This is a genomic window from Bradyrhizobium sp. CCGUVB1N3 (genome assembly GCF_024199925.1).
Lineage (GTDB): Bacteria > Pseudomonadota > Alphaproteobacteria > Rhizobiales > Xanthobacteraceae > Bradyrhizobium.
Genome location: NZ_JANADR010000001.1, coordinates 9,383,623 through 9,405,816, shown reverse-complemented (window position 1 = coordinate 9,405,816; position 22,194 = coordinate 9,383,623). Strand labels below are relative to the sequence as shown.

Genomic DNA, 22,194 nt, shown 5'->3' with positions numbered 1-22,194 from the left:
AAGACAAAAGGGAGAAGCAGCCGATGGTCGAAGTCTCCAGCGCGCCAGTCGCTGGCGCACCAATCGTCGCGTCGATGCAGGTGATCCCGGTCGCCGGCCGCGACAGCATGCTCCTCAATTTGAGCGGCGCGCATGCGCCGTTCTTCACCCGCAACATCGTCATCCTCACCGACAACTCCGGTCATACCGGCGTCGGCGAGGTGCCGGGCGGCGAGAAAATCCGCAAGACGCTGGAAGACGCCCGCGATCTCGTGATCGGCAAGACCGTCGGCGCGCTGAACAACATCCTCGCCGACATCCGCACCGCCTTTGCCGACCGCGACGCCGGCGGCCGCGGCAAGCAGACCTTTGACCTGCGCGTGATGATCCACGCCGTGACCGCAGTGGAATCCGCGCTGCTCGACCTGCTCGGCCAGCATCTGGGCCTGCCCGTCGCGGCCCTGCTCGGCGAAGGCCAGCAGCGCAAGAGCGTCGAGACGCTCGGCTATCTCTTCTTCGTCGGCGACATCCGCAAGACGAGTCTCGCCTATGTCGAAGGCGAGACCGGCAAGCCGGATTGGTTCAACCTGCGCCATCAGGAAGCGATGACGCCCGAGACCGTCGTGCGGCTCGCGGAAGCGACCCACGATCACTATGGCTTTGCCGATTTCAAGCTGAAGGGCGGCGTCTTGCGCGGCGAGCAGGAGATCGAGGCGGTCACCGCAATCGCCAAGCGTTTTCCCAATGCGCGCGTGACGCTCGACCCGAACGGCGCCTGGTCGCTCGATGAGGCGATCCGGCTCTGCAAAAACATGCACGGCATCCTCGCCTACGCCGAGGATCCCTGCGGCGCCGAAGCCGGCTTCTCCGGCCGCGAGATCATGGCCGAGTTCCGCCGCGCCACCGGGCTGCCGACCGCGACCAACATGATCGCGACCGACTGGCGCCAGCTCTCCCATGCGCTGCGTCTCGGTGCGGTTGATATTCCGCTCGCCGACCCCCATTTCTGGACCATGCAAGGCTCGGTGCGCGTCGCCCAGACCTGCCGCGACAACGGGCTGACCTGGGGCTCGCACTCCAACAACCATTTTGACATCTCGCTCGCCATGTTCACCCATGTCGGCGCCGCCGCCCCCGGCAAGGTCACTGCCATCGACACCCACTGGATCTGGCAGGACGGCCAGGCGCTCACCAAGGAGCCGCTCCAGATCAAGGGCGGCAAGATCGCCATCCCCGACAAACCGGGCCTGGGCATCGAAATCGACCGGGCAGCCATCGAGGCCGCGCATGGCCTCTACAAGCAGCATGGACTTGGTGCCCGGGATGACGCTATTGCCATGCAGTACCTGATCCCCGGCTGGACCTTCGACGACAAGCGTCCTTGCCTCGTGCGCTAAAAGCTTCCCTGGAGGAAAAAGATGACTGCGATCCTGAAGAATTTCATTGGCGGTGAATGGGTCGATGGCTCCGGCATCACCAAGAACATCAACCCCTCCAACACCAACGACGTTGTCGGCGAATATGCCAAGGCCGACAAGGCACAGACCGAGAAGGCCATCGCGGCTGCCAAGGCCGCCTTCCCGGCCTGGGCGCGCTCGACGCCGCAGGAGCGCTTTGACGCGCTGACCAAGATCTCAACCGAAATCCTCGCCCGCAAGGAAGAGCTCGGCCGCCTGCTCGCCCGCGAGGAGGGCAAGACCCTGCCCGAAGGCATTGGCGAGGTCGCCCGCGCCGGCCAGATCTTCGCGTTCTTCGCCGGCGAGGCACTGCGCCTGATCGGCGAGAAAGGCGCTTCCGTCCGTCCCGGCCTCGAGGTCGAGATCACCCGCGAGCCGGTCGGCGTCATCGGCATCATCACGCCCTGGAACTTCCCGATCGCGATCCCCGCCTGGAAGATCGCGCCCGCGCTCTGCTACGGCAACACGGTGGTGTTCAAGCCGGCCGAGCTCGTGCCGGGCTCAGGCCATGCGTTGTCCGAGATCATCACCCGCTCCGGCATTCCGGCCGGCGTGTTCAACCTCGTCGTCGGCTCCGGCTCCGTGGTCGGCCAGACCCTGCTCGATCACCCCGACGTCGCCGCGATTTCCTTCACCGGCTCGGTCCAAACGGGGCGCAAGATCGCGCAGGCCTGCGTGCTCTCGAACCCCATGAAGAAATTCCAGCTCGAGATGGGCGGCAAGAATCCGCTGGTCGTGCTGGATGATGCGGACCTCAAGACCGCCGTCGAGGTCGCCGTCAACGGCGCCTATTTCTCGACCGGCCAGCGTTGCACGGCGTCCTCGCGCCTGATCGTCACCGAAGGCATCCACGACCGCTTCGTCGCGGCGATGGCCGAGCGCCTGAAGGGCCTGTCGGTGGACGACGCGCTCAAGGCCGGCGTGCATATCGGCCCGGTGGTCGACCAGAGCCAGCTCGACCAGGACCTGCGCTATATCAAGATCGGCCAGGACGAGGGCGCCAAGCTCGCCTGGGGCGGCGAGCTGCTCAAGCGCGAGACCCCGGGCCACTACCTCCAGCCGGCGCTGTTCACGGAAGCCAACAACAACATGCGCATCGCGCGTGAGGAAATCTTCGGCCCCGTGGCCGCAGTCATCCGCGCCAAGAACTACGAGGAGGCACTGGCGATCTCCAACGACACCGAGTTCGGCCTCGCCTCCGGCATCTGCACCTCCAGCCTGAAATACGCCACGCATTACAAGCGCAACAGCGAGTCCGGCATGGTGATGGTCAATCTGCCGACCGCTGGCGTCGACTATCACGTGCCGTTCGGCGGCCGGAAGGGCTCGAGCTACGGCGCCCGCGAGCAGGGCTCGTATGCCCGCGAGTTCTACACCACGGTGAAGACCGGCTACACGTTCCCTGGCTGATGATGCGATCGTAGGGTGGGTTAGCGAAGCGTAACCCACCTCTTCTCTCAACGCGCCAGAATGGTGGGTTTGCCTTCGGCTAACCCACCCTACCATTCCTGGAGTCCTCATGGACCAGTCAGTCGCAGCGAAAGAGCAGCCCCGCTATATCAAGCTCAACGAGCGCGACAATGTCGCGATCGTGGTCAATGATTTCGGGCTCCCTGCCGGCTCCCGCTTTGCCTGCGGGCTCACGCTGCGCGCCTTCGTGCCGCAAGGCCACAAGACGGCGCTGGTCGATATCGCGCAAGACGCACCGATCATCCGCTATGGCGAGGTGATCGGCTACGCGCTCTCGCCGATCCTTGCCGGCGAATGGGTCGACGAGGCGCGCATCCGCATGCCGGAGGCCCCTGCCCTCGACAGGCTGGAAATCTCGACCGCCGTCCCCGCCCCGCTGCCGCCGCTCGAAGGCCACACATTCGAGGGCTACCGCAATCCGGACGGCTCGGTCGGCACCAAGAACATCCTCGGCATCTCCTCCTCCGTGCAATGCGTCAAGGGCACGATGGAATATGCGGTGAAGCGCATCCGCGCCGAGCTGTTGCCGAAATATCCGAACGTCGACGACGTCGTTCCCCTCACCCACGCCTATGGCTGCGGCGTCGCGATCACCGCGCCCGACGCTGTCGTGCCGATCCGCACGCTGCAAAACCTCGCGCTCAACCCGAATTTCGGCGGCGAGATTCTCGTCGTTGGCCTCGGCTGCGAGAAGCTCGCCCCCGAGCGGCTCGTGCCCGAGGGCGTGAATGACGCCATCGTCCGTATGCAGGACGAAGCCTTCGACGGCTTTGGTGCGATCATCGATGCGATCATGACCCAGGCCGAGGCGCGCCTGAAAATCCTCAACACGCGCAAGCGCGAGACCTGCCCCGCCTCCGATCTCGTCATCGGCCTGCAATGCGGCGGCAGCGATGCCTTCTCCGGCGTCACGGCAAATCCCGCCGTCGGCTACGCCGCGGATCTGTTGGTGCGCGCCGGCGCCACCGTGATGTTCTCGGAAGTCACCGAAGTGCGCGACGCCATCCAGCTCCTCACGCGTCGCGCGATCAACGAGGATGTTGGCCGCGCGCTGGTGCGCGAGATGGCCTGGTACGACTCGTATCTGGCCCGCGGCGGCGCCGACCGCAGCGCCAATACCACGCCCGGCAACAAGAAGGGCGGGCTTGCCAATATCGTCGAGAAGTCGCTCGGCTCGATCGTCAAGTCCGGCTCGAGCGCGATCACCGGCGTGCTCTCGCCCGGCGAAAAGGCGACGCAGAAGGGCATGCTGTTTGCGGCGACCCCTGCGTCCGATTTCATCTGCGGCACGCTCCAGCTCGCCTCCGGCATGACGCTGCAGGTGTTCACCACCGGCCGCGGCACGCCTTACGGCCTCGCCGCAGCCCCCGTGATCAAGGTCGCGACGCGCTCCGAACTTGCGCGGCGCTGGAAGGATCTGATCGATTTCGATGCAGGCCGCATCGCCACCGGCGAGAAGACCATCGAGGAAACCGGCTGGGACCTGTTCCGCCTGATCCTCGACGTCGCCAGCGGCCGCACCAAGCCGTGGTCGGATCGCTGGGGCATCCACAACGACCTGACACTGTTCAATCCGGCACCGGTGACGTGACGCTACCGACGCCTGAAAAAACAAGAGGACCTTTGAATGTCCCGCATCACCAACCTCCGAACCATTCGCATTGACGAGCGGCCGAATCTGATCTGGGTCGAGGTCGAGACCGACGAAGGGTTCACAGGTCTCGGCGAGAGCTTTCGCGGCGCGCAGGCCGTCGAGGCCGCGGTACATGAGCTTGCGGCGCCTCTCGTGCTCGGCCAGGACGCCCGCCGCATCGAGGCCATCTCGCGCCAGTTGCTGACGCCCTATCTCGGCTTCCACAGCGTCAGTGCCGAGGTGCGCGCGGCAAGCGCGATCGACATCGCATTGTGGGACATCAAGGGCCAGCGCCACGGCATTCCCGTACACGAGGCGCTCGGTGGTGCGAGCCGCACCGAGATCCGCGCCTACAACACCTGCGCAGGTTATGCCTACAACACGAAGAGCGCCAAGCGCCGCGAGATCGGCACTGAAGACACAGCGCTCGGCCCCTATGACGACCAGATCGCCTTCATGCGCGACGCCGGCGCGCTCGCCGAAAGCCTGGTGAGCGAAGGCTACGGCGCGATGAAGATCTGGCCGTTCGATCCCTTCGCCGCCAATGGCGGCCACTCGATCACGCTGACCGATCTCAAGAGCGGCCTCGAGCCGTTCCGCAAGATCCGCGCTGCCGTCGGCGACCGCATCGACATCATGTGCGAGCTGCACAGCCTGTGGGGGATGCACGCCGCCGAACGCATCTGCCGCGCGCTCGAAGATGTTGGCGTATTCTGGGTTGAGGATCCCCTCAACAAGATGGACGATGCACAGGCGCTAGCCGATCTGCGCCGCCGGGTGAAGACGCCGATCTGCGGCAGCGAGACGCTCGCGGGCGCAGCGAGCTTCCGCAACCTGCTCGCCGCGGACGCGCTCGACGTCGTCATGCTCGACATCGCCTGGTGCGGCGGCCTCAGCGAAGCGCGCAAGATCGCCGCGCTCGCGGAAGCCTACAACAAGCCGGTCGCGCCGCATGATTGCACCGGTCCGGTGGCGCTGATGGCGGGCCTTCATCTCGCGCTGCATGCGCCGACCGCGATCTTCCAGGAGGTCGTGCGCGCGACACTGTCGACCTGGTATCGCGACCTCGTGACGGAGCTTCCCGTCGTCAACAATGGCATGGTATCGGCGCCGCGCGCGCCCGGCCTCGGCCTTGCGCTCAACCCGGACTTGCGCGGGAGGCCGGACGCGACGGTACGCGAGTCCAAACTCGGCGCGTGATCGGCTCGCGACTGCCCCCTGTCCGGGGCACGTCGCGGATGCGCGATGGCGTCGTCTCAGTATTTCGCAACCACCGGCGTGTTGAAGTGATAGTTCAGCCCGGAGCGGAAGATGTGCTCCTGGAGCTGGCTGGTGTGGGCAAACGTCGCTCCGAAGAGAGTGGTGTGCAGATCGGTCACGCTGCCGAGATCCACGAACAGGTATTCCGTCTTCGCGGTCCAGTTCGGCCCGAACAGCCCGAACAAATTGACGGGCGATTCCAGGCCGGCGCCGACGGCGTAGCCGCTTTTGGTGTGCGTGGCCGAGACTTGCTGGGCGACGAACAGGCCGAAATTGTTGGTGTCGACCAGGGTCGTCCTGACGTTGCCGTAGGCGGCGCCGCCGGTCAGGTAGAACAGCGAGGAGCCGACCGAATAGCCGACGCGCGCCCGCGCAGTGCCGAACCAGCTCATCCGCTGATCGATGGTGAGATCGAAGCCGACCGGCGGGCCGCACCACAACAGGCACACCTCGTTGTCGCGCTGGCTCGAGCCCTGGATGTCGGCCTCGAGGCCGAACACCCAATTTGCGGCCTGCCAGTTGTAGCCGATCTGTCCGCCACCGATGAAGCCTTTCGGGCTCAGATCGTGACGTCCGGGATCGGCCGTGCCGGCGACGCCATAGGTGCTGGCATTGCGCGCAATCGCCGAACCCGCATTGCCGCCAAGATAGAGCCCGGCCCAGTTCGCCACCGGCTGATCGCGATAAGGCGTGCCGCCGACCCGATAGTTCAGGCCGACCCGGAAAATGTGCTCGTGCAGATCGGATGAGAAGCTGGCGGGCGTCGCGAGCAGGCTGCCGACGCCCGTCTGGGTGCCGAGGTTCAGATAGAGATATTCGATCTTGCCGGTCCAGTTGCCGGCGAGCGCGGCCTCAACGCCGCTGCCGATCGTCCAGCCGGTGCGCACCTCACTGGTCGCGAAGCTGTCGGGGATTTCGGTGATGCTGGTCCGCACGCCGCCATAGGCAAAGCCGCCGGTCACATAGCTCAGAACCGGTCCGTTGGCGAGACCGATACGGCCGCGCACCGTGCCGAACCAGCCGATCCGCTGCGTATAATTCAGGCCGTCCGTGCTGCACGCCGTGAGCGAGAAGATGCCGCAGCCGCGATCATCCGTCAGGTCCGCCGCCTGGATGTCGGTCTCGACGCCGAGAACGAGGTTGCCGAGTCCGAAATTGCCGGTCTGCCAGTTGTAGCCCGCCTGCCCGCCCCCGACCGCACCCAACGGCGCCAGCCGATTCGTCTCGTTGAAGATCGTGCCGGGAAAACCGACACTCGTGAGATTGCGGCCGACACCATAGCCGGCATTCACGCCGAGATAGAACCCGGTCCAGTCGTAGAGCGTGCTCTCGAGCCGGGGCGCCTTGACGTAGGTCGGCCGCGAAAGATCGGCCGCGTCGGCGGTCGCCGCTCCACCGGTAACCATCGCGACGACGACGGACAGCATTCTCTTCACGGACGATCCCTTCATTTCCGACGCAGGTGAAGGAATCTAGCTGATCACGGCCGCTCGGTACTCGGACTGGCGCGACGTTCGATGCGATTGCGGCGAAATCGAAAGCGCTTTGCCGCAAGGCGATGCATTTCGGTCACAACATCCGCGGCAACGAATGCCCGATCTGCACCAGGAAACGATAACCCTGCCATCTGCTTCCGTTCGCGCCGGGACCGAAAAAGACTTTCAAAGAACTCGAGCGCATATCTGATCTTCTTGGCCCTGATGCGCAGCTTGCGCCGTTCCCGGGCAGACATCTCGTCGAGATGCCGTCCCTGCCTGCGCATCTTCTTGATGTGGCGATGCAGCAGCCTGCTGGCAAACTTGCAGAGCGGCGACTTGGCATCTTCTGTCGCAATCAACAACGGCATGGTATCGCGCCGCGCGCCCGGCCTCGGCCTTGGGCTCAAGCCGGACTTGCGCCACCGCGCTGATGCGACGGTGCGAGAATCCAGATCTGGCGCGTGAGGCGCGGACGATTCGTCATCGCGCGAAACAGTCCTGAAACACGGGAGCGAAGCGTTTCCGGATCGCTTCGTCGCACGCGCAGATCGCAACCAAATTTGTCCGCAGGCCATTCGCAGAACCGCGAACCTCTCCCGCAGCCATCGCGACTAACCCTCCGATTGTTGTCTTTCAAGGAGAATTGAAATGCGGATTCTTTCGATGATTGCCGTTGCCGGCACGATGATTGCGAGCACCGTCAGCGCATTTGCCGGCGAGCTTCCCTCTTACGAAGTGAAATCATTTCCGATTTCGGCGACGCAAGTCCAATTGCTTGGCGCCGCCGACGTTCAGGAGCAGGCGGCCGCGCCGACGCTGACCGCCGAAGGAATGCCCGCCTCGCCTGCGCAGATCGCGGTCCTGTCGCCGCACGTCAAGGTGGTCGCGAGCGCGAATTCAGACAGCCGATCCCGCTGATCGGACTCGCGCGCCAAAGGCGCGATTGCTCATTCAAGGCAAAATGCCGGAAGCAGGCCGCTGCTTTCGGCATTTTCAATTGTGTCGGCTCAGGCCCGTCCGCGTTTGGCGATCAGTAGCGAGCCGTCACCGGCGCGTCCCCGAAATGGTAGTTCACGCCGAACCGCGCCAGGCTGACGTTGCGCTCGGTCACCTTGCCAGACAAGTCGCTCGGCGTCGCCGTCCCGAACGAAGGGATGAAGAGATACTCTGCCTTTGCCGACCAATTCGGCAGGAACATCCATTCCAGGCCGCCACCGACGACCCCGCCCCACATACCATTCGGCTGGGAATTCTCGGTGTTGAAGTTCGTGGCCTTGAGCCCGGCGAAAGCGACGCCGCCGGTGATGTAGGGCATGAACTGGCCGAACGCCACCCCCACGCGGCCGCGGCCGGTGTGCAGCCAGGTGATCTTCGTCCGGCAAGGAATTGCGCCGGCGCAGCCGGCATTCGACGTGTTACCGTCGATATCGGCCGCCGAGATGTCACCCTCGACTCCAACCGTGAACATGTTGAATTGCCAGTCGTAGCCGACCGTGCCGCCGGCGATCCATCCAGCCTGGGTGAAATCTCCGGAATCACCGACGCCGGCGAACGCAGCGCCGGTCTGGTCCTGACGCGAGGTTCCGCGCCCCCACCCACCGGCGACGCCGACGTAGAATCCGGTCCACGGCGTGGCGATCGTTGTTACCTGCGCATAGGGCACCGCCGCGAGATCAGCCGCCAGGGCGTCGCCTGCGAAAAGGCTCAACAGCGAAGCGAGAGCAATTGCGTGCTTGATCATTGGTCTAAATCCTCGCGTTTCGCTTAGTTGCCGGGAAGCTGGTAGCGCAGCTCAGTGAAGAACAGGTGCGTATGCGCGTCAGGCGGCGCGCCGTTGGCTACGAAGAAGGCCTCACGCCGCAGATAGGAGTATTGCGCGAGCCCTGTGATGGCGCCGTATTGCGGGTCAGCCCAGAAGGTGTGCTTGAGATCGAGCGTCCACTGTTCGATCTGCTTGTTGGCGGCATTCGACGATTGCGGATAGCCGAAGCCGGCATACCGGTTAGGCGACGGGTTGGAAATGTCCAGGAAGTAGTTACTGTCGAAGTGCGCCTGTCCGTAATAGGCCGCCAAGATCGTCGGCGAGAGAACGCGCCATTCGAAGCCGGCGAGGTAGCCGTACGAGCGAACCGTCGAAAGCGCGGTGTCAAGGTTACCCGGACTGCCCGTTACTATGGGCACGACGTCTGGACCGAGCCCACCGAGATAGCGGCCGCCGCCATCGCTCCAGAACGCATTGCCCACAAGCGTGAAGGTCCTGAAGAATTCGAGATTCGCCGCAACCGTCGTCGCCCAACCATTCGCATCATGCCAGGTGAAGCCCCCTTGGTAGACCGTCGGGAGAGTCGTGTCCCGGAAATGCCGCCACATGCCGGCCGCCTCGAGATGCAGCCGCGTCCCGGACCACACGTCGCTGTCGTAGGCCACCTTGGCGACCACATCCGGCATCCGGTTCGGCGTGCCGGGGATAGCTCCGGTGTCGAACTGCGGTCCGAGCTGCGCGTTGAACGCGTACGGGTAGACCACCTCGCTGCTACCAACGTACTGCTGCGGATTTTCGATACCGGCACCGATGGTGAAGTTCGGTGTCGCGTGCCACGCGAAGTGCGCCGCCGCCTGGCGCGCCCAAGGCAGGCCGACCTGAAAGCTCTGATCGATGTTGTTGGTGAGGAAAATGTCCGAAGGATCTGGACCCATGCCGTAGCGGTTCGGCGTCAGCCAGCTATAGGTCTGGCCAAAACTTGTCTCGAACTGGCCGGCCTTCACGTCGGCATAGGCTAGCCGCATCCGAAAGGTGTGGCTGTTCGAATTGACGAACGTGTTCGCCGGGTCGTTGCCGTTGAAATCACCCTCGAAATAGCCGGTGAGATCGACACCCCTGATGTTGCCGTGAGCACGCAGACCGAGCACCGAATTCTGCGCGGAGAGCCGCGTCTCCGTCATATTGCCCTGGACCGTGTTGCTGAACGGGATCGCGCCGAAATTGGTCGTGGTCGCAGTGCCAGTATTGGTGTTGCGGCTCACACCCGTCAGCGCGAGGTAGCCGACCGGCGCGATCTCGAAGCCGCCGACTTCGAACGCCGCAGCCTTGCGCGGTATCGGCGCAGGACCGGCAGGCGTCGCGGCCGGCGGCGGCACGACGGACGCCGGGGCTGGGCGGGCGTCCGTTGCGGCCACGCTCACCTGCCGCGACTTCGATTTCAGCACCTGTACGTCGCCGTCCGCGAGCACGCCCTTCTTGCGCAGAATCGCCACCAGGCGATCACCCTGCTCGGCTGGCGGCGCGGAAGTGACTGCGCGGGCCTCGCTCGATGAGATGACGCCCTTGCTGGCGAGCAGCGAGAGCAGAGCCTCCGTATCGCCGGCCATCGCCGACGTTGCGCCACACGCTAATGCGGCGACTGCCGTCGTCGTGAGCAGTGCTTTGCGAATCCCGGGCCCCAATCTCATTCCAACTCCTCCAGAAATCCTCTCGCGCCGCGCGAACAGTCGACGCGAGAGCGAACACCTAGCCGCGCGGGATCGCGGCCGCTCAGACTGGAAAGAACTGGGTGGGACTGACGCGAACTTGCGTGACGCTTTGGCGACAGATGATGTTTTGCCGCCACACCGGACCATCGCGATTGAAATGGCCGCGGAATCCGCTATTGAAGTGGCGCCATCGAACTGCCCGGCGATGGACGATAGCAATGCAGCATGACCTCGCCTTCTCCGTCCTTCTCGCCCGCTCAGATATCGACTGACGCATTTCCGGCCCCGCAGCGCCTCGCGATGTGGCGCGAGATCTACGGGCGCAACATCGTCAACGTCGACATCGAGACGATCGGCGACGATCCATTTCATGCCAGCGTGACCTTCCAGGGCCTGCCCGGTGTCGGGCTGGTCTCGGGATCGCGATCGCCTGCGCACTATCGCGTCACGCGGCAATATCTTGCCAGCGTGGGGGACATCTTCGGGCTCACAATGCTGATGAGTGGAGCCGCCACCACTCGACAACTTGGCCGCGAAATCATCTGCCGCCCCGGCACCGCCTCGGTGTTATCGGGCACCGATCCGTCCGTGAACACGATGCACAGCTTCGGCAGGTTCGTCAGCATCGCGCTGCCCCGCCCAGCGGTCTCGGCGCTCGTTCCGGATCTCGGCGCGGCCTATGCCCGACAGATTCCCGCCGAGAACGGCGCGCTACGGCTCCTGATCCGCTACGTGCAGACCTTGCATGAGAACGGCCCGCTCGATGCCGGACTGGCGAAAGCCGCTGCGAACCACATCGTGGATCTCGCGGCACTCGCGATCGGCGCCCGCGCCGACGCTGCGCATGAGGCGCAGCATCGCGGTGTTGCTGCCGCACGGCTTCAATCGATCAAGGCGGAGATCCGCGAGCGTCTCGGTACCGGCGATCTCTCGGCTGCGACGGTTGCCTTGCGGCACGGCGTGACGCCGCGCTACGTGCAAAAGCTCTTCGAACGCGACGGCACGACCTTCTCCGAGTTCGTCCTCGCCCGTCGGCTCGAGCGCGCCTTGCAGATGCTACGGGATCCGGGTTTCGCGATGCTGACGATCAGCGCGATCGCCTTCGAATGCGGCTTCAGCGAGCTGTCCTATTTCAATCGCACGTTCCGGCGCGCGTACAACGCGACGCCGTCGGACATCCGTCACGCGGCGGCGCTACGCCAGCGCTAGACGGGATCTGCCGTGGCGCTCACGATCTCGCGCCTCAGGTCATGCTGCCCGGCATGAAGCAGCGGACGCGCGGATGGCCGTCGACATAGTGCTTCCACACCATGGTCCGCCCGATCTTGTTCGGCTCGGTGATGACGGCACCGTCAGGCACCACGACCCATTCGTCGTCGATGTGCACGCGATAATGGCCGTTGTCGGATTCCCAATCGACGTCGGCGATGACGTAACCATCAGCGTCCGAGCAGCATTGCCCGTATTGGCTGTGCAGGCTCTCGAACCAGGGCTTGAGCGGCGAATTGGCGTAGCGTCCGTCGTCGCGTGCGAAAGCCGATGTGGCCAGCATGATCACGCCAAGCACGAGTGCGGCACAATGTCTTGCAAACATTCCTTCGTCTCCGCGGGTCCGTTTCCGCCGCGGGGCGCAAGCGCCGCTATTCGTCCGCCACGGATCGGCAGACGTGGAGAAATAGCGATTCGCTCCCCCAGCAGCTTTCCCGACCACTATGCAAAACGAGCGCCAAACCCGCATTCCGGGAGACTACTGGTGGGGATAGCAATGGCATTCGTCTTTTGACTCATCCGATCGCAGGGCGAACAGGACTGCATTCCCATTGCGCGGTCAGACCGCGATAACGAGACGGCACATCTATGACTTGAGAGTGGGTTGGAAGAGGGATGACGCGCCTCTCGCCATCATTGCGAGCTTGTGGAATGCGCGCCCCAAACTCTCTGTATCATCGCCCGACTTGAATCGGGCGATCCAGTATTCCAGAGGCAGTGCGAGGATATAGAGAAGCCGTGGCGTACTGGATGCCTCGGTCGAGCCCTGGCATGAGAGCAATGTGTGAGGCGACGGATATGCGACCTGCGACGCGCCCTACTGCTTCGCCGGCGCCATCATTGCGCCGCCCTTCTTGGCCGGAGGCGGCGGCGGCTTCACTGCAGCGGCTTGCGCCGGAAGATATTTTGCCACGATGGCGGGATCGAGCTGCGCGATGTTGGCATCCGGCAGGCGCGTCCAGCTCTCGTCCTTGCCGAGTAGCGAGATGCCGAGATAGCCGCGCAAGGTGAGCGTCTGACCGTCCGGACTGACCTTCATGTTGGCCTTCCAGATGTTGCCGTCGCGCGGATTGAGCACGTTGCCGCCTTCATACTTCAGGCCGTCGCGCTTCATGTCGCGCACGAAGGACAGGCCGAGCACCGGTGCGTTCTTGCGATCATCCGTGCATTTGGTGCAGGCCTCGTTCGGGTCATCGCCCGGACGCGGAAAGGTCTTTGCGATCACGCCTTCGAAGACGCCATTGTGGTCGATGAAGAGAAACCATCCCACCGTCTTGCTGTCCTCGACCTTCTGCCAGAGACCCGCAGCCGTGGGCTGCTGCGCCTGCGCTGCGACGGGCTGCGACATCGCAAGCGACAGCGCGAGGCCGAGCGCGACGAGCGAAAGAAGTCGGAAGCTGGAAAAGATATTCCGCATTATGATCACCTAGCTAACCCACGACTGGAATGACCGCAGACTAAGGCTATTTCGCGAAGGGTTCCAGCACCAGAAACATGGGATATGCCCTCCTCGTTCCGGCCCCGGATCAGTTGACTCCGAGCTTCTTTTGCAGGCTGGACGAGGACGTCGTGTACTGGAACACCAGCCGCTTCTCCGGATAGACGTAACGATGGGCCTTTTGCGCCATCAACGCACCCTCGTGGAAGCCGCACAGGATCAGCTTGATCTTGCCCGGATAAGTATTGATGTCGCCGATCGCGAAGATGCCGGGCACGTTGGTCTCGAACGCGGATGTCTCGACCGGCACCAGATTGTTCTCCAGCGCGATGCCCCAGTTCGCGACCGGGCCGAGCTTCATGGTGAGCCCGAAGAACGGCAGCATGGTGTCGCAGACGATCTCAGTGACGCTGTTGTCGTTGCCCTTGATCGTCGCGCCGGCGAGCTTGCCGTCACCGCCCGAGAGCGCGGTGACCTGGCCGAGCCTCAGATCCATCTTGCCGCTCGCGACGAGTCCGCGCATCTGCTCGACGCTGTGGGGCGCGGCACGGAATTCGTCGCGACGGTGCAGAAGCGTGATACGCTTGGCCAGCGGATGCAGATTGAGCGTCCAGTCGAGCGCGGAATCGCCGCCGCCGACGATCAATATCTCCTTGTCGCGAAACTGCTCCATCTTGCGCACGGAGTAATGCACCGAGGTGCCTTCATAAGCCTCGATCCCCGGCACCGGCGGACGCTTTGGCTGGAACGAGCCGCCGCCGGCGGCGATCACCACCACCTTGCATTCGAACACCTTGCCGGCATCGGTGGTAACGCGGAACGCAGGATCGCCGATCTTCTCCACCTTCTCGACCATCTCGCCGAGATGGAAGGTCGGGTGGAACGGCTTGATCTGTTCCATCAGCGCTTCGGTGAGGCCCTGCCCCGAGATGTGCGGAATGCCGGGAATGTCGTAGATCGGCTTCTCCGGATAGAGCTCGGCGCACTGGCCGCCGACCTTGTCGAGGATGTCGACGAAGTGCGCCTTCATGTCGAGAAGGCCAAGCTCGAAGGCGGCGAACAGACCGCAGGGGCCGGCGCCAATGATCAGCACATCGGTTTTGATCGCGTCGCTCATGTCGTCTCTTTATCGGTCGTTATCGGTTGGACGGCGCCCGGCAGGCAACGGAAAGGGCAGTTCCTGTCTAGCCAACGCCGACGGCCCAGGGAAGGCATAAAAGCATTGGCCGCCTGCCGGCAGGCGGACTTGCCGGGGCAGGATAACTGGGCTGTAACGGCGGAGGACATGAGGGAGATCAACCGGTGAATGCACCAAGCCGCCTGGATTCAGCGCCGCGCCTTGCGGATTTCCCCTATCGCCTCAGCGACAATGTGCGCTTCGGCGACCTCGATCCCAACCAGCACGTCAACAACGCGGTCTATGCCACCTATTTCGAGACCGGCCGCGTCACGCTGATGAAGGACCCGAAGATCGGGCTGACGCCGCCGGGGCTCGCCTGGATCATGGTGCGGCTCGACATCCATTTCCGCGCCGAGCTGCGCTGGCCGGGCACGATCGAGCTCGGGCTCGGCGTCGTGAAATTGGGGCGGACGTCGGTGACCTTCGAACAGGTCGTGTTCTCCGAAGGCAGATGCGTTGCCTCCGCGACATCGGTCGGCGTCCTCATCGACGAGGCGTCGCGGCGACCGACGCCACTCACCGCCGAGGTCATCGAGAAACTCAGGCCCTGGCACAAAAGCGGCATCGAGGTCGCGCCGCCCAAGCTCTAGATTGAGAAGTTAGGCCTGCCGTTCCGGCGTCGACACCACGAGCCCGTCGAGCTCGTCGGACACCTTGATCTGGCAGGACAGGCGCGAGTTCGGGCGCACGTCGAAGCCGAAGTCGAGCATGTCCTCTTCCATCGGCGTCGGGCTGCCGACCTTCTCGCGCCAGGCTTCGTCGACATAGACGTGGCAGGTCGCGCAAGCGCAGGCGCCGCCGCATTCGGCCTCGATCCCGGGAATGGCGTTGCGGATGGCGCCTTCCATCACGGTCGCGCCGTTCTCGACTTCTACCGTGCGGGTTTCGCCCTTGTGGTCGACATAGTGGATTTTGGCCATGTGTGCTCGTGCTGCCGGAGTCTTGGGAATGAGGGAGGGTCCGGGCTGTCCTATAACGGGTCGCTTGGCGCAGCGCTAGTGCGCGAGCCCCGGGCCGTTCGCGGGATTTGGGGACTGGCCTCAGGCGCGGCGCAGGATCGCCTCGATCGCTTCGCGGGCCTCGGTGACCGCCTCCTTCAGCACGGCGAAGGCGCGGGTCGGGTTGTCGCCGGTCCGGATCGCGCATTCGAGCTCAGCGGCCGCATCCGCCACCGCAAAGGCGCCGATCCCGCGCGCCGAGCCCTTCAGCTTGTGCGCCAGTGCGGATGCATCTGCGGGGAGCGCCGCCATCGCCGCGATCAGCCGGCTCGACTGCTCCGCGAACATCGCGAGCACCTCGGATTCGAGCTCGACATCCCCGAGGGTCATGCGCGCGAGGTGGTCGAGATCGAGGGGATGGTCGAGGGGAGCAAGCGGCGGCGAGGGCATCCAGTCCATCCGTTGCAGATCAGGCGTCATGGCGCGGGCCCCGGCATCGCTGGCAACGCGCCGGTCCGGCGGCGAAGCTTTCGCCCCCACCCAACCACGGAAATGGTTAACGGAACGTTAGGCGCCTTTTACCTAATTCCGCCCGGATATTGACGAAAAGTTGCCGCAATCAGCCGAGTTCCGTGGAGAATTTCATTTATTGCTAAGGCCTTACGGCCCGATCCTGTTAACGATGATTAAGATTGTCTTAATCGCGGCCATTTCATTCGCAGCGCTCTGCCAATAGGATGTTGCGGAAATTGGCGGACAAGCCGTCTCGGGTGGAGGACGGCTGTGGATTCGCGCGAGCGGCATGAACCGGTCTGTGGGCTTGCGGAACACGCTGGCCTCGCGGGGGACGTGTACAAGTAACGAGGGCTCAGACTGAACATGGCGAACACTCCAAAGAAGGTCAAAGACCCCACGGAAGTCGCGCTTTCTGCAATCCAGGAAGCCCTGAACATCAGCGACACGGCTGCGGACACCAGCCGCGCCTCCTCTGCGGTGCGTGCCGAGAACGGGCCTCCAATGCTGCCGCCGGCTCCCCCCGTGTTCGACGAGCCCACCTTCGAGGCGCGCCCTGCCGCGACCGAGCGACCGGTATTCGACCCGATCGAGGAGCCGCGCACGCCGCGCCGGGCCGCCAACGACGACCGCGAGACCATCGGCCAGCTCCTCCAGGCGCTTCAGAAGGGCCGCCCTGCCCGCAGCGTCTACACCTTCGCAACCGTCTTCGCCGGCATCTGGCTTGCGGCCTGTGCCGCGCTGACCGTCGGCTTCCTGCCCTCGATCCATGCCGCCATGGGCCAGAGCGGCGGCGTGCTGGTCATCGCCGGCCTCGTCGCGATGTTCTTCGCGCCCATCATGCTGTTCTACTTCCTCGCGAGCCTCGTCTGGCGCGGCCAGGAAATGCGCATGATCGCGCAGGCGATGGCGCAGGTCGCGATCCGCTTCTCCGAGCCGGAAGGCTCGGCCTCCGACTCGATGGTCACCGTCGGCCAGGCCATCCGCCGCGAGGTCGCGGCGATGGGCGACGGCATCGAGCGCGCGATCGCGCGTGCCGGCGAACTGGAGACGCTGGTCGCGAACGAGGTCGCCGCCCTCGAGCGCGCCTATAGCGACAACGAAGTGCGTATCCGCGCCCTGCTCCAGGACATCGCGCATCAGCGCGACAACCTGGTCGGCCAGGCCGAGCAGGTCCGCAGCGCCATTTCCGGCGTGCAGATCGACCTGCGCCACGACATCGCGCTGATCTCGGACGCGATCGCCTCGCGCGTCGACGAGGTCGCCAAATCCATCACCGGCGCGCTGGAAGAGCGCGGCGCCCACATCACGAGCGCACTGAGCAACGCCGGCGACAACATGATCCTCGCGCTCGGCGAGCGCGGCGGCGACCTGCTCGACCGCCTCGAGGAAGCCAGCAACGAGACCACGCGCGCGGTGCTCGACGCCAGCGAGCGGCTGACCACCAGCCTGAACTTCAAGACCGGCCACGTTCACGACGAGTTCGTCGACCTCGCCGACCGCGTCCACGAGATGCTGAACGAGCGCATCGACCGCATCACCGGCGAGTTCGAGCAGCGTTCGTCGGCGATCGTCGACGGCATCTCGGAGCGTACCGAGCAGGTCCACGACTCCCTGAAGAACTCCTCCGACTCGCTGCTGCTCGAGCTCGAGCTGCGCTCTAACGACCTGTCCGCCAAGATCGACGACGCCGGCAACCGGCTCGCCGGCCACATCATGACGAGCGGCGACAAGGCGAGCGAGGCGCTCGACGCCACCGTCAACACGCTGGTCGCCAAGGTCGTGAGCCAGACCGAGACCGCGCACGACTCGCTGTCGCTCCAGATGAGCGCGTTCGACGAACTGGTGAAGAACCAGGGCTCCGATCTCGTGGAGAGGTTCGCCCGCGACTCCGGCACGCTGGGCGCGCTGATCACCCGCCACATCTCCGAATTCGACCGCACGGTGAAGACCTTCGGCGGCGAGATCGTCGAGCGCATGGGCCAGCGTACGACCGACATCGCCGAGACGCTGAAGACCTATGTCGACAATTTCGACACCCGCCTCACCTCGAACGGCGGCGAGATCACCGCGGCGCTCGACCAGCGCCTGCTGCAGTTCGAAACCACGCTCGGCGAGCGCGTCACCAACCTCGACGGCTCGCTCGACAGCAAGCTCGCCAATTTCGACGGTGTGATCGAAGGCCACATCAAGACCTTCGACGATCAGCTCGGCGGTCGGGTGGTCGCGCTGGAACAGTCGTTCGACACGCGCGCGAAGTCCGTCACCGAGACGATCGACAACCGCCTCGGCGCACTCTCGACGTCCTTGACCGATGGTGCATCGCAGGCGATCCAGTCGATCGACACCCGCCTGACACACCTGACCACGTCGCTGACGGGCGGCGCGGCGCAGGCGCTGCAGTCGATGGATACGCGCTTCACCGAGCTCACGCTCTCGCTGACCAACACGGCCGCACAGGCGGTGCAATCGGTCGACTCGCGGCTTACGCTGCTGACCTCGACCCTGTCCGACGGCACCGCGCAGGCGATCGAAGCCGTCGACCGCCGCATCAGCGGCGTGACCGAGACGATCGACGGCCGCAGCTCGCTTCTCGCCAGCACGGTCGCCGCGCGCTTCCAGGAAATCCACCAGGCCATCGAGACCAAGGTCGGCTCGGTCGCCAACGACATCGACGTGCGCGTTGCGCAGTTCGAGGACCTGCTCGGCTCGCGGGTCGAGGCCGTGGCCGGCCGCATCGAGAGCAGCGGACGCCAGGCCAGCGACGACCTGATGTCGCGCGCCGAAATGATCTCCACCACCATCCGTTCGCATGTCGAGGACGCCGAGCGTTCGCTGACCAACCTCGTGGTCAACACCAGCGAAACCATCCAGACTGGTGCCCGGACGGCGCAGCAGTCGCTGATGACGGTTTCGACCGACGTCAATGCGCAGCTGAAGATGACCTCGTCCGAGGTCGAGCGCGCGCTGACCGCTGTCGGCACGGGCGCTGCGAACTCGATCCTGACCAGCGCCCGCGAGGCGCAGTCGACCCTGGTGTCCGCATCGGGCGAAGCCTCCAACCAGATCAAGTCCCTGTCGGCCGACGTCGAACGCACCCTGTCGGCGGCAGGCTCGGCCACCGCAGCCTCGATCCTCGCCGGCGCGCGCGAGGTGCAGACGTCCCTCATCACCGCCTCCTCGGATGCGGCCAACCATGTCAAGACGCTCACGGCCGACGTTCAGCGCTCGCTGTCGCTGGCTGGCAGCACGACGGCCGAAGCCATCACCGCCGGCGCACGCGATGCGCAGAGCACGCTGATCGCGGCCTCGACCGAGACGTCGAACCAGATCAAGGCACTGTCCTCCGACGTGCAGCGCTCGCTCTCGATGGCCGGGACCTCGACCGCCGAGACCATCACGGCCGGCGCGCGCGAAGCCCAAAACACCCTCGTCACCGCGTCCTCGGATGCGGCGAGCCAGGTGAAGTCGCTCGCCGCCGAAGTGCAGCGCTCGCTGTCGCAGGCAGGTCAGTCGACCGCGGAGACGATCACGACCAGCGCCCGCGACGCGCAGAGCACCCTGCTCGCGGTCTCGGCCGAGCAGACCGGCCAGGTCAAATCGCTCGCCGCCGAGATGCAACGTTCGCTGGCCATGGCCGGCGGCGCCACCATCGAGGCGCTCACGGCCGGCGTCCGCGACGCGCAAGGAACGCTCGTCACCGCCTCCTCGGAAGCGGCGAGCCAGATCAAGTCGCTGTCGTCCGACATCGAGCGCACGCTCACCGCAGTCGGCGCCGATACCGCGGCGGCGATCCTCAACAGCGCACGCGAGGCGCAGTCCTCGCTGACCGCGACGTCGGCGGATACGGCAAGCCAGATCCGCGCGATCTCGACTGACATCGAGCGGGCGCTCGGCACGGCGACCTCGAACGCCACCAACGACATCCAGACCAGCGCGCTCAACGCGCAGAATGCGCTGATCACCGCCTCGAACGAGGCGAGCTCGCGGGTCAAGTCGAGCTCCGCCGACGTCGAGCGCTCGGTGCTCGCCGCCAGCGGCTCGTTCGGCCAGGCCATGACGGCCAAGACCGACGAGATCGTCACCTATGTGCAGCAGCAGGCCGACCGGCTGTCGAACTTGATCGACGCCAAGCGCGGCACGCTGGTGGACGCGATCGGCTCGAAGACCAGCCAGCTCACGCTCGACATCGACCGCGTCACCTCCGACGCGCTGAAGTCGATCGAGACGCGCGGCCAGGCGTTCTCGCAGTCGATGTCGGGCAACGGCAACGAGGTCGCACGCACCATCAACGCGGCGAGCGAAGTCGCGACCGGCGCGGTCAACAAGTCGCTCAGGGACCTCGAGCAGGCCTCGCGTGCGGCGATCGACCAGTCGCGCCAGGTTTCGATCGCGGCGGTCACCGAGATGCAGGAAACCAGCAAGATCCTGCGCACCGATACCGTCGCCCTGTTCGAGCGCCTGCGCGAAGGCAACATCCTCCTCCAGGAGGTGCTGACCGGTGCGCACGACAACCTCAACTCGCTCGAGCGTGCGCTGGTGACCCGCGTCGCCGACTTCGTCTCGGCGATGAACGACGTCACCGCGCGCAACGGCGCGGCGACGCAGAACCTCGAAGAGCAGCTCAACGTCTTCAACTCCAAGACCACGAAGGCGCTGGTCGACCTCGGCGAGCTCTCGACGCAGTTCGACGCACACGGCAAGGCGCTCGTCGATGCCGCGGCCGTCGTCGAGCAGAGCAACAAGAACACCACCGCCTCGCTCGCCGAACGCAAGCAGGCGCTGGAATCGCTCGTCACCACGATCGACCTGCGCACCGCCGATCTCGACCAGCGGCTGTCGCGCTTCACCGGCCTGCTCGACGAATCGCTTGCCGCGGCCGAAGAGCGCGCCCGCGACATCGCGCGCGTCGTGGCGGAAACCGCCGGTGCGGGATCTGCCGCGATCACCCGCCAGTTCGAGGCGGTGCGCGTGGCTTCCGAAGAGGAGCATCGCCAGACCATCGACGCCATGCACGACATCTACCGCCAGACCACCGACGAGGCGGACACGATGTTCAAGCAGTCGGCCGAGAAGTTCGGCAACCTCGTCGCCAGCATGAAGCAGATGGCGTTCGAGATGCACAACGAGCTCGAGGCCACCCGCAACGAGCTGCGCCGCGGCGTGCTCGAGATGCCGCAGGAGGCCGCCGAGAGCACCGCGCAGATGCGCAAGGTGATCGTCGACCAGATCGAGGCGCTCGCCGAGCTCAACCGCATCGTCGCCCAGCACGGCCGTGGCCTCGACGTCACGACCGCGGGCCGCGCCTCGGTTGCGCGTCAGGAAGAGCCGATATTGGCGACCGCCGCAGGCGGCCGCGGCACCGAGACGCGCATGCGCGACACCGGCAGCGCGTCGACCCTGCCGCCGCCGGACCTCGGCGTGCCGGCCTCGCGCCGCACCGAGGCCCCGCCGGTCGCACCCGCCGGCAACGACCAGAGCCGCGACGGCTGGCTGTCGGATCTGCTGAACCGCGCCGATACCGGCCCGGCGGCTCCGACCGGCCGTGAGACGCCGCGCGGCCGTCCGCAACAGCCGCCGCAGGCTCCGCAAAATGGCGGCAATCCGCTGGAGTCGCTATCGCTCGACATCGGCCGGCTGATGGACCGCAACCTCGCCTCCGAGATGTGGGACCGCTACCAGCGCGGCGAGAACAAGGCCTTCACCAAGCGCCTCTACACGCCCGCCGGCCAGAAGGCCTTTGACGAGGTCGCGCGCAAGTATCGCGCCGACCGCAACTTCAAGGGCACGGTCGACCGCTACATCGCGGAGTTCGAACGCCTGCTCGACGAAGTCGCCCGCGACGGCCGCGGCCCGCAGGAGCTGCGCAGCCACCTGACCTCGGAGACGGGCCTCGTCTACACCCTGCTCGCTCACTCGGCAGGACGGCTGGGCTAAGCGGTCACGCTCGCAAAAACCGAAATGAAAACGGAGGCCTCACGGCCTCCGTTTTTGCTTTAGAGCATGATGGGATTAGGCTTGATTGTTGCCCTCAAGGAAGGTGCACTCCCTCCCCCGCCTGCGGGGGAGGGCTGGGGAGAGGGTGTCTCCGCAGTGGACAATCCCCAA

The 22,194-nt window shown here is 65.2% G+C and carries 17 protein-coding genes; 8 read left to right on the top strand and 9 right to left on the bottom strand.

Annotated features, from left to right (window positions below; genetic code table 11):
• Positions 1-23: 23 nt before the first annotated feature.
• From gudD to NLM33_RS44315, 4 genes are all read left to right on the top strand, one after another.
• Positions 24-1,376, top strand: a complete 1,353-nt coding sequence (gene gudD, locus NLM33_RS44330; RefSeq protein WP_254104942.1) for a glucarate dehydratase — start codon at positions 24-26, stop codon at positions 1,374-1,376.
• 21 nt (positions 1,377-1,397) lie between these two features.
• On the top strand, positions 1,398-2,846 hold the full coding sequence (locus NLM33_RS44325) for an aldehyde dehydrogenase family protein (protein WP_254104941.1): 1,449 nt from the start codon (positions 1,398-1,400) through the stop codon (positions 2,844-2,846).
• A gap of 109 nt (positions 2,847-2,955) precedes the next feature.
• Positions 2,956-4,497: a galactarate dehydratase gene (gene garD, locus NLM33_RS44320; protein ID WP_254104940.1), complete on the top strand. Its 1,542-nt coding sequence runs from the start codon at positions 2,956-2,958 to the stop codon at positions 4,495-4,497.
• A 36-nt stretch (positions 4,498-4,533) separates the two neighbouring features.
• Positions 4,534-5,739 carry a mandelate racemase/muconate lactonizing enzyme family protein gene (locus tag NLM33_RS44315; protein ID WP_254104938.1) on the top strand — a complete coding sequence of 402 codons (1,206 nt, stop codon included), beginning with the start codon at positions 4,534-4,536 and terminating at the stop codon, positions 5,737-5,739.
• A gap of 56 nt (positions 5,740-5,795) precedes the next feature.
• On the opposite strand, the gene NLM33_RS44310 is transcribed toward NLM33_RS44315, so the two are convergent.
• Positions 5,796-7,226 carry an outer membrane protein gene (locus NLM33_RS44310; protein WP_371930181.1) on the bottom strand — a complete coding sequence of 477 codons (1,431 nt, stop codon included), beginning with the start codon at positions 7,224-7,226 and terminating at the stop codon, positions 5,796-5,798.
• Positions 7,227-7,279: 53 nt separating this feature from the next.
• Positions 7,280-7,645 (bottom strand): CHAD domain-containing protein, encoded by a 366-nt coding sequence (locus NLM33_RS50070; RefSeq protein ID WP_371930080.1) that lies wholly within the window; start codon positions 7,643-7,645, stop codon positions 7,280-7,282.
• 280 nt (positions 7,646-7,925) lie between these two features.
• Here NLM33_RS50070 and NLM33_RS44305 point away from each other — a divergent pair, with 280 nt between their 5' ends.
• On the top strand, positions 7,926-8,195 hold the full coding sequence (locus NLM33_RS44305) for a hypothetical protein (protein ID WP_254104933.1): 270 nt from the start codon (positions 7,926-7,928) through the stop codon (positions 8,193-8,195).
• Between the two features lie 112 nt (positions 8,196-8,307).
• On the opposite strand, the gene NLM33_RS44300 is transcribed toward NLM33_RS44305, so the two are convergent.
• A complete protein-coding gene (locus NLM33_RS44300; RefSeq protein WP_254104932.1) occupies positions 8,308-9,018 on the bottom strand; it encodes an outer membrane protein in 711 nt (236 codons plus the stop codon).
• A 23-nt stretch (positions 9,019-9,041) separates the two neighbouring features.
• Entirely contained in the window at positions 9,042-10,727 is a 1,686-nt protein-coding gene (locus tag NLM33_RS44295) for a hypothetical protein (protein WP_254104930.1), read from the bottom strand.
• Between the two features lie 246 nt (positions 10,728-10,973).
• On the opposite strand from NLM33_RS44295, the gene NLM33_RS44290 reads away from it, so the two are divergent.
• Positions 10,974-11,957 (top strand): AraC family transcriptional regulator, encoded by a 984-nt coding sequence (locus NLM33_RS44290; protein WP_254104928.1) that lies wholly within the window; start codon positions 10,974-10,976, stop codon positions 11,955-11,957.
• 34 nt (positions 11,958-11,991) lie between these two features.
• Here NLM33_RS44290 and NLM33_RS44285 read toward each other — a convergent pair whose 3' ends face one another.
• The 3 genes from NLM33_RS44285 to NLM33_RS44275 form a co-directional block, all read right to left on the bottom strand.
• Positions 11,992-12,342, bottom strand: a complete 351-nt coding sequence (locus NLM33_RS44285; RefSeq protein WP_254104926.1) for a hypothetical protein — start codon at positions 12,340-12,342, stop codon at positions 11,992-11,994.
• Between the two features lie 492 nt (positions 12,343-12,834).
• Positions 12,835-13,434, bottom strand: coding sequence for a DUF2147 domain-containing protein (locus tag NLM33_RS44280; RefSeq protein ID WP_254104924.1), 600 nt, complete (start codon positions 13,432-13,434; stop codon positions 12,835-12,837).
• A gap of 109 nt (positions 13,435-13,543) precedes the next feature.
• Positions 13,544-14,572, bottom strand: coding sequence for an NAD(P)/FAD-dependent oxidoreductase (locus NLM33_RS44275; RefSeq protein WP_254104922.1), 1,029 nt, complete (start codon positions 14,570-14,572; stop codon positions 13,544-13,546).
• Positions 14,573-14,757: 185 nt separating this feature from the next.
• Here NLM33_RS44275 and NLM33_RS44270 point away from each other — a divergent pair, with 185 nt between their 5' ends.
• Complete coding sequence (locus tag NLM33_RS44270; RefSeq protein ID WP_254104920.1) at positions 14,758-15,225, top strand: thioesterase family protein; 468 nt, start codon at positions 14,758-14,760, stop codon at positions 15,223-15,225.
• 9 nt (positions 15,226-15,234) lie between these two features.
• Here the strand turns inward: NLM33_RS44270 and NLM33_RS44265 are convergent, their stop codons facing one another.
• Both NLM33_RS44265 and NLM33_RS44260 read right to left on the bottom strand, forming a co-directional pair.
• Positions 15,235-15,555: a 2Fe-2S iron-sulfur cluster-binding protein gene (locus NLM33_RS44265; RefSeq protein WP_027528626.1), complete on the bottom strand. Its 321-nt coding sequence runs from the start codon at positions 15,553-15,555 to the stop codon at positions 15,235-15,237.
• Positions 15,556-15,675: 120 nt separating this feature from the next.
• Positions 15,676-16,053: an Hpt domain-containing protein gene (locus NLM33_RS44260; protein ID WP_254104919.1), complete on the bottom strand. Its 378-nt coding sequence runs from the start codon at positions 16,051-16,053 to the stop codon at positions 15,676-15,678.
• Between the two features lie 399 nt (positions 16,054-16,452).
• Here NLM33_RS44260 and NLM33_RS44255 point away from each other — a divergent pair, with 399 nt between their 5' ends.
• A complete protein-coding gene (locus tag NLM33_RS44255; RefSeq protein ID WP_254104916.1) occupies positions 16,453-22,023 on the top strand; it encodes a negative regulator of septation ring formation in 5,571 nt (1,856 codons plus the stop codon).
• Positions 22,024-22,194: the final 171 nt, after the last annotated feature.

Excerpts from the sequence above, each read along its gene's own strand:
- gudD (WP_254104942.1), top strand. The coding sequence starts at position 24 with ATGGTCGAAGTCTCCAGCGCGCCAGTCGCTGGCGCACCAATCGTCGCG.
- NLM33_RS44325 (WP_254104941.1), top strand. The coding sequence starts at position 1,398 with ATGACTGCGATCCTGAAGAATTTCATTGGCGGTGAATGGGTCGATGGC.
- garD (WP_254104940.1), top strand. The coding sequence starts at position 2,956 with ATGGACCAGTCAGTCGCAGCGAAAGAGCAGCCCCGCTATATCAAGCTC.
- NLM33_RS44315 (WP_254104938.1), top strand. The coding sequence starts at position 4,534 with ATGTCCCGCATCACCAACCTCCGAACCATTCGCATTGACGAGCGGCCG.
- NLM33_RS44310 (WP_371930181.1), bottom strand. The coding sequence starts at position 7,226 with ATGCTGTCCGTCGTCGTCGCGATGGTTACCGGTGGAGCGGCGACCGCC.
- NLM33_RS50070 (WP_371930080.1), bottom strand. The coding sequence starts at position 7,645 with ATGCCGTTGTTGATTGCGACAGAAGATGCCAAGTCGCCGCTCTGCAAG.
- NLM33_RS44305 (WP_254104933.1), top strand. The coding sequence starts at position 7,926 with ATGCGGATTCTTTCGATGATTGCCGTTGCCGGCACGATGATTGCGAGC.
- NLM33_RS44300 (WP_254104932.1), bottom strand. The coding sequence starts at position 9,018 with ATGATCAAGCACGCAATTGCTCTCGCTTCGCTGTTGAGCCTTTTCGCA.
- NLM33_RS44295 (WP_254104930.1), bottom strand. The coding sequence starts at position 10,727 with ATGAGATTGGGGCCCGGGATTCGCAAAGCACTGCTCACGACGACGGCA.
- NLM33_RS44290 (WP_254104928.1), top strand. The coding sequence starts at position 10,974 with ATGACCTCGCCTTCTCCGTCCTTCTCGCCCGCTCAGATATCGACTGAC.
- NLM33_RS44285 (WP_254104926.1), bottom strand. The coding sequence starts at position 12,342 with ATGTTTGCAAGACATTGTGCCGCACTCGTGCTTGGCGTGATCATGCTG.
- NLM33_RS44280 (WP_254104924.1), bottom strand. The coding sequence starts at position 13,434 with ATGCGGAATATCTTTTCCAGCTTCCGACTTCTTTCGCTCGTCGCGCTC.
- NLM33_RS44275 (WP_254104922.1), bottom strand. The coding sequence starts at position 14,572 with ATGAGCGACGCGATCAAAACCGATGTGCTGATCATTGGCGCCGGCCCC.
- NLM33_RS44265 (WP_027528626.1), bottom strand. The coding sequence starts at position 15,555 with ATGGCCAAAATCCACTATGTCGACCACAAGGGCGAAACCCGCACGGTA.
- NLM33_RS44260 (WP_254104919.1), bottom strand. The coding sequence starts at position 16,053 with ATGACGCCTGATCTGCAACGGATGGACTGGATGCCCTCGCCGCCGCTT.
- NLM33_RS44255 (WP_254104916.1), top strand. The coding sequence starts at position 16,453 with ATGGCGAACACTCCAAAGAAGGTCAAAGACCCCACGGAAGTCGCGCTT.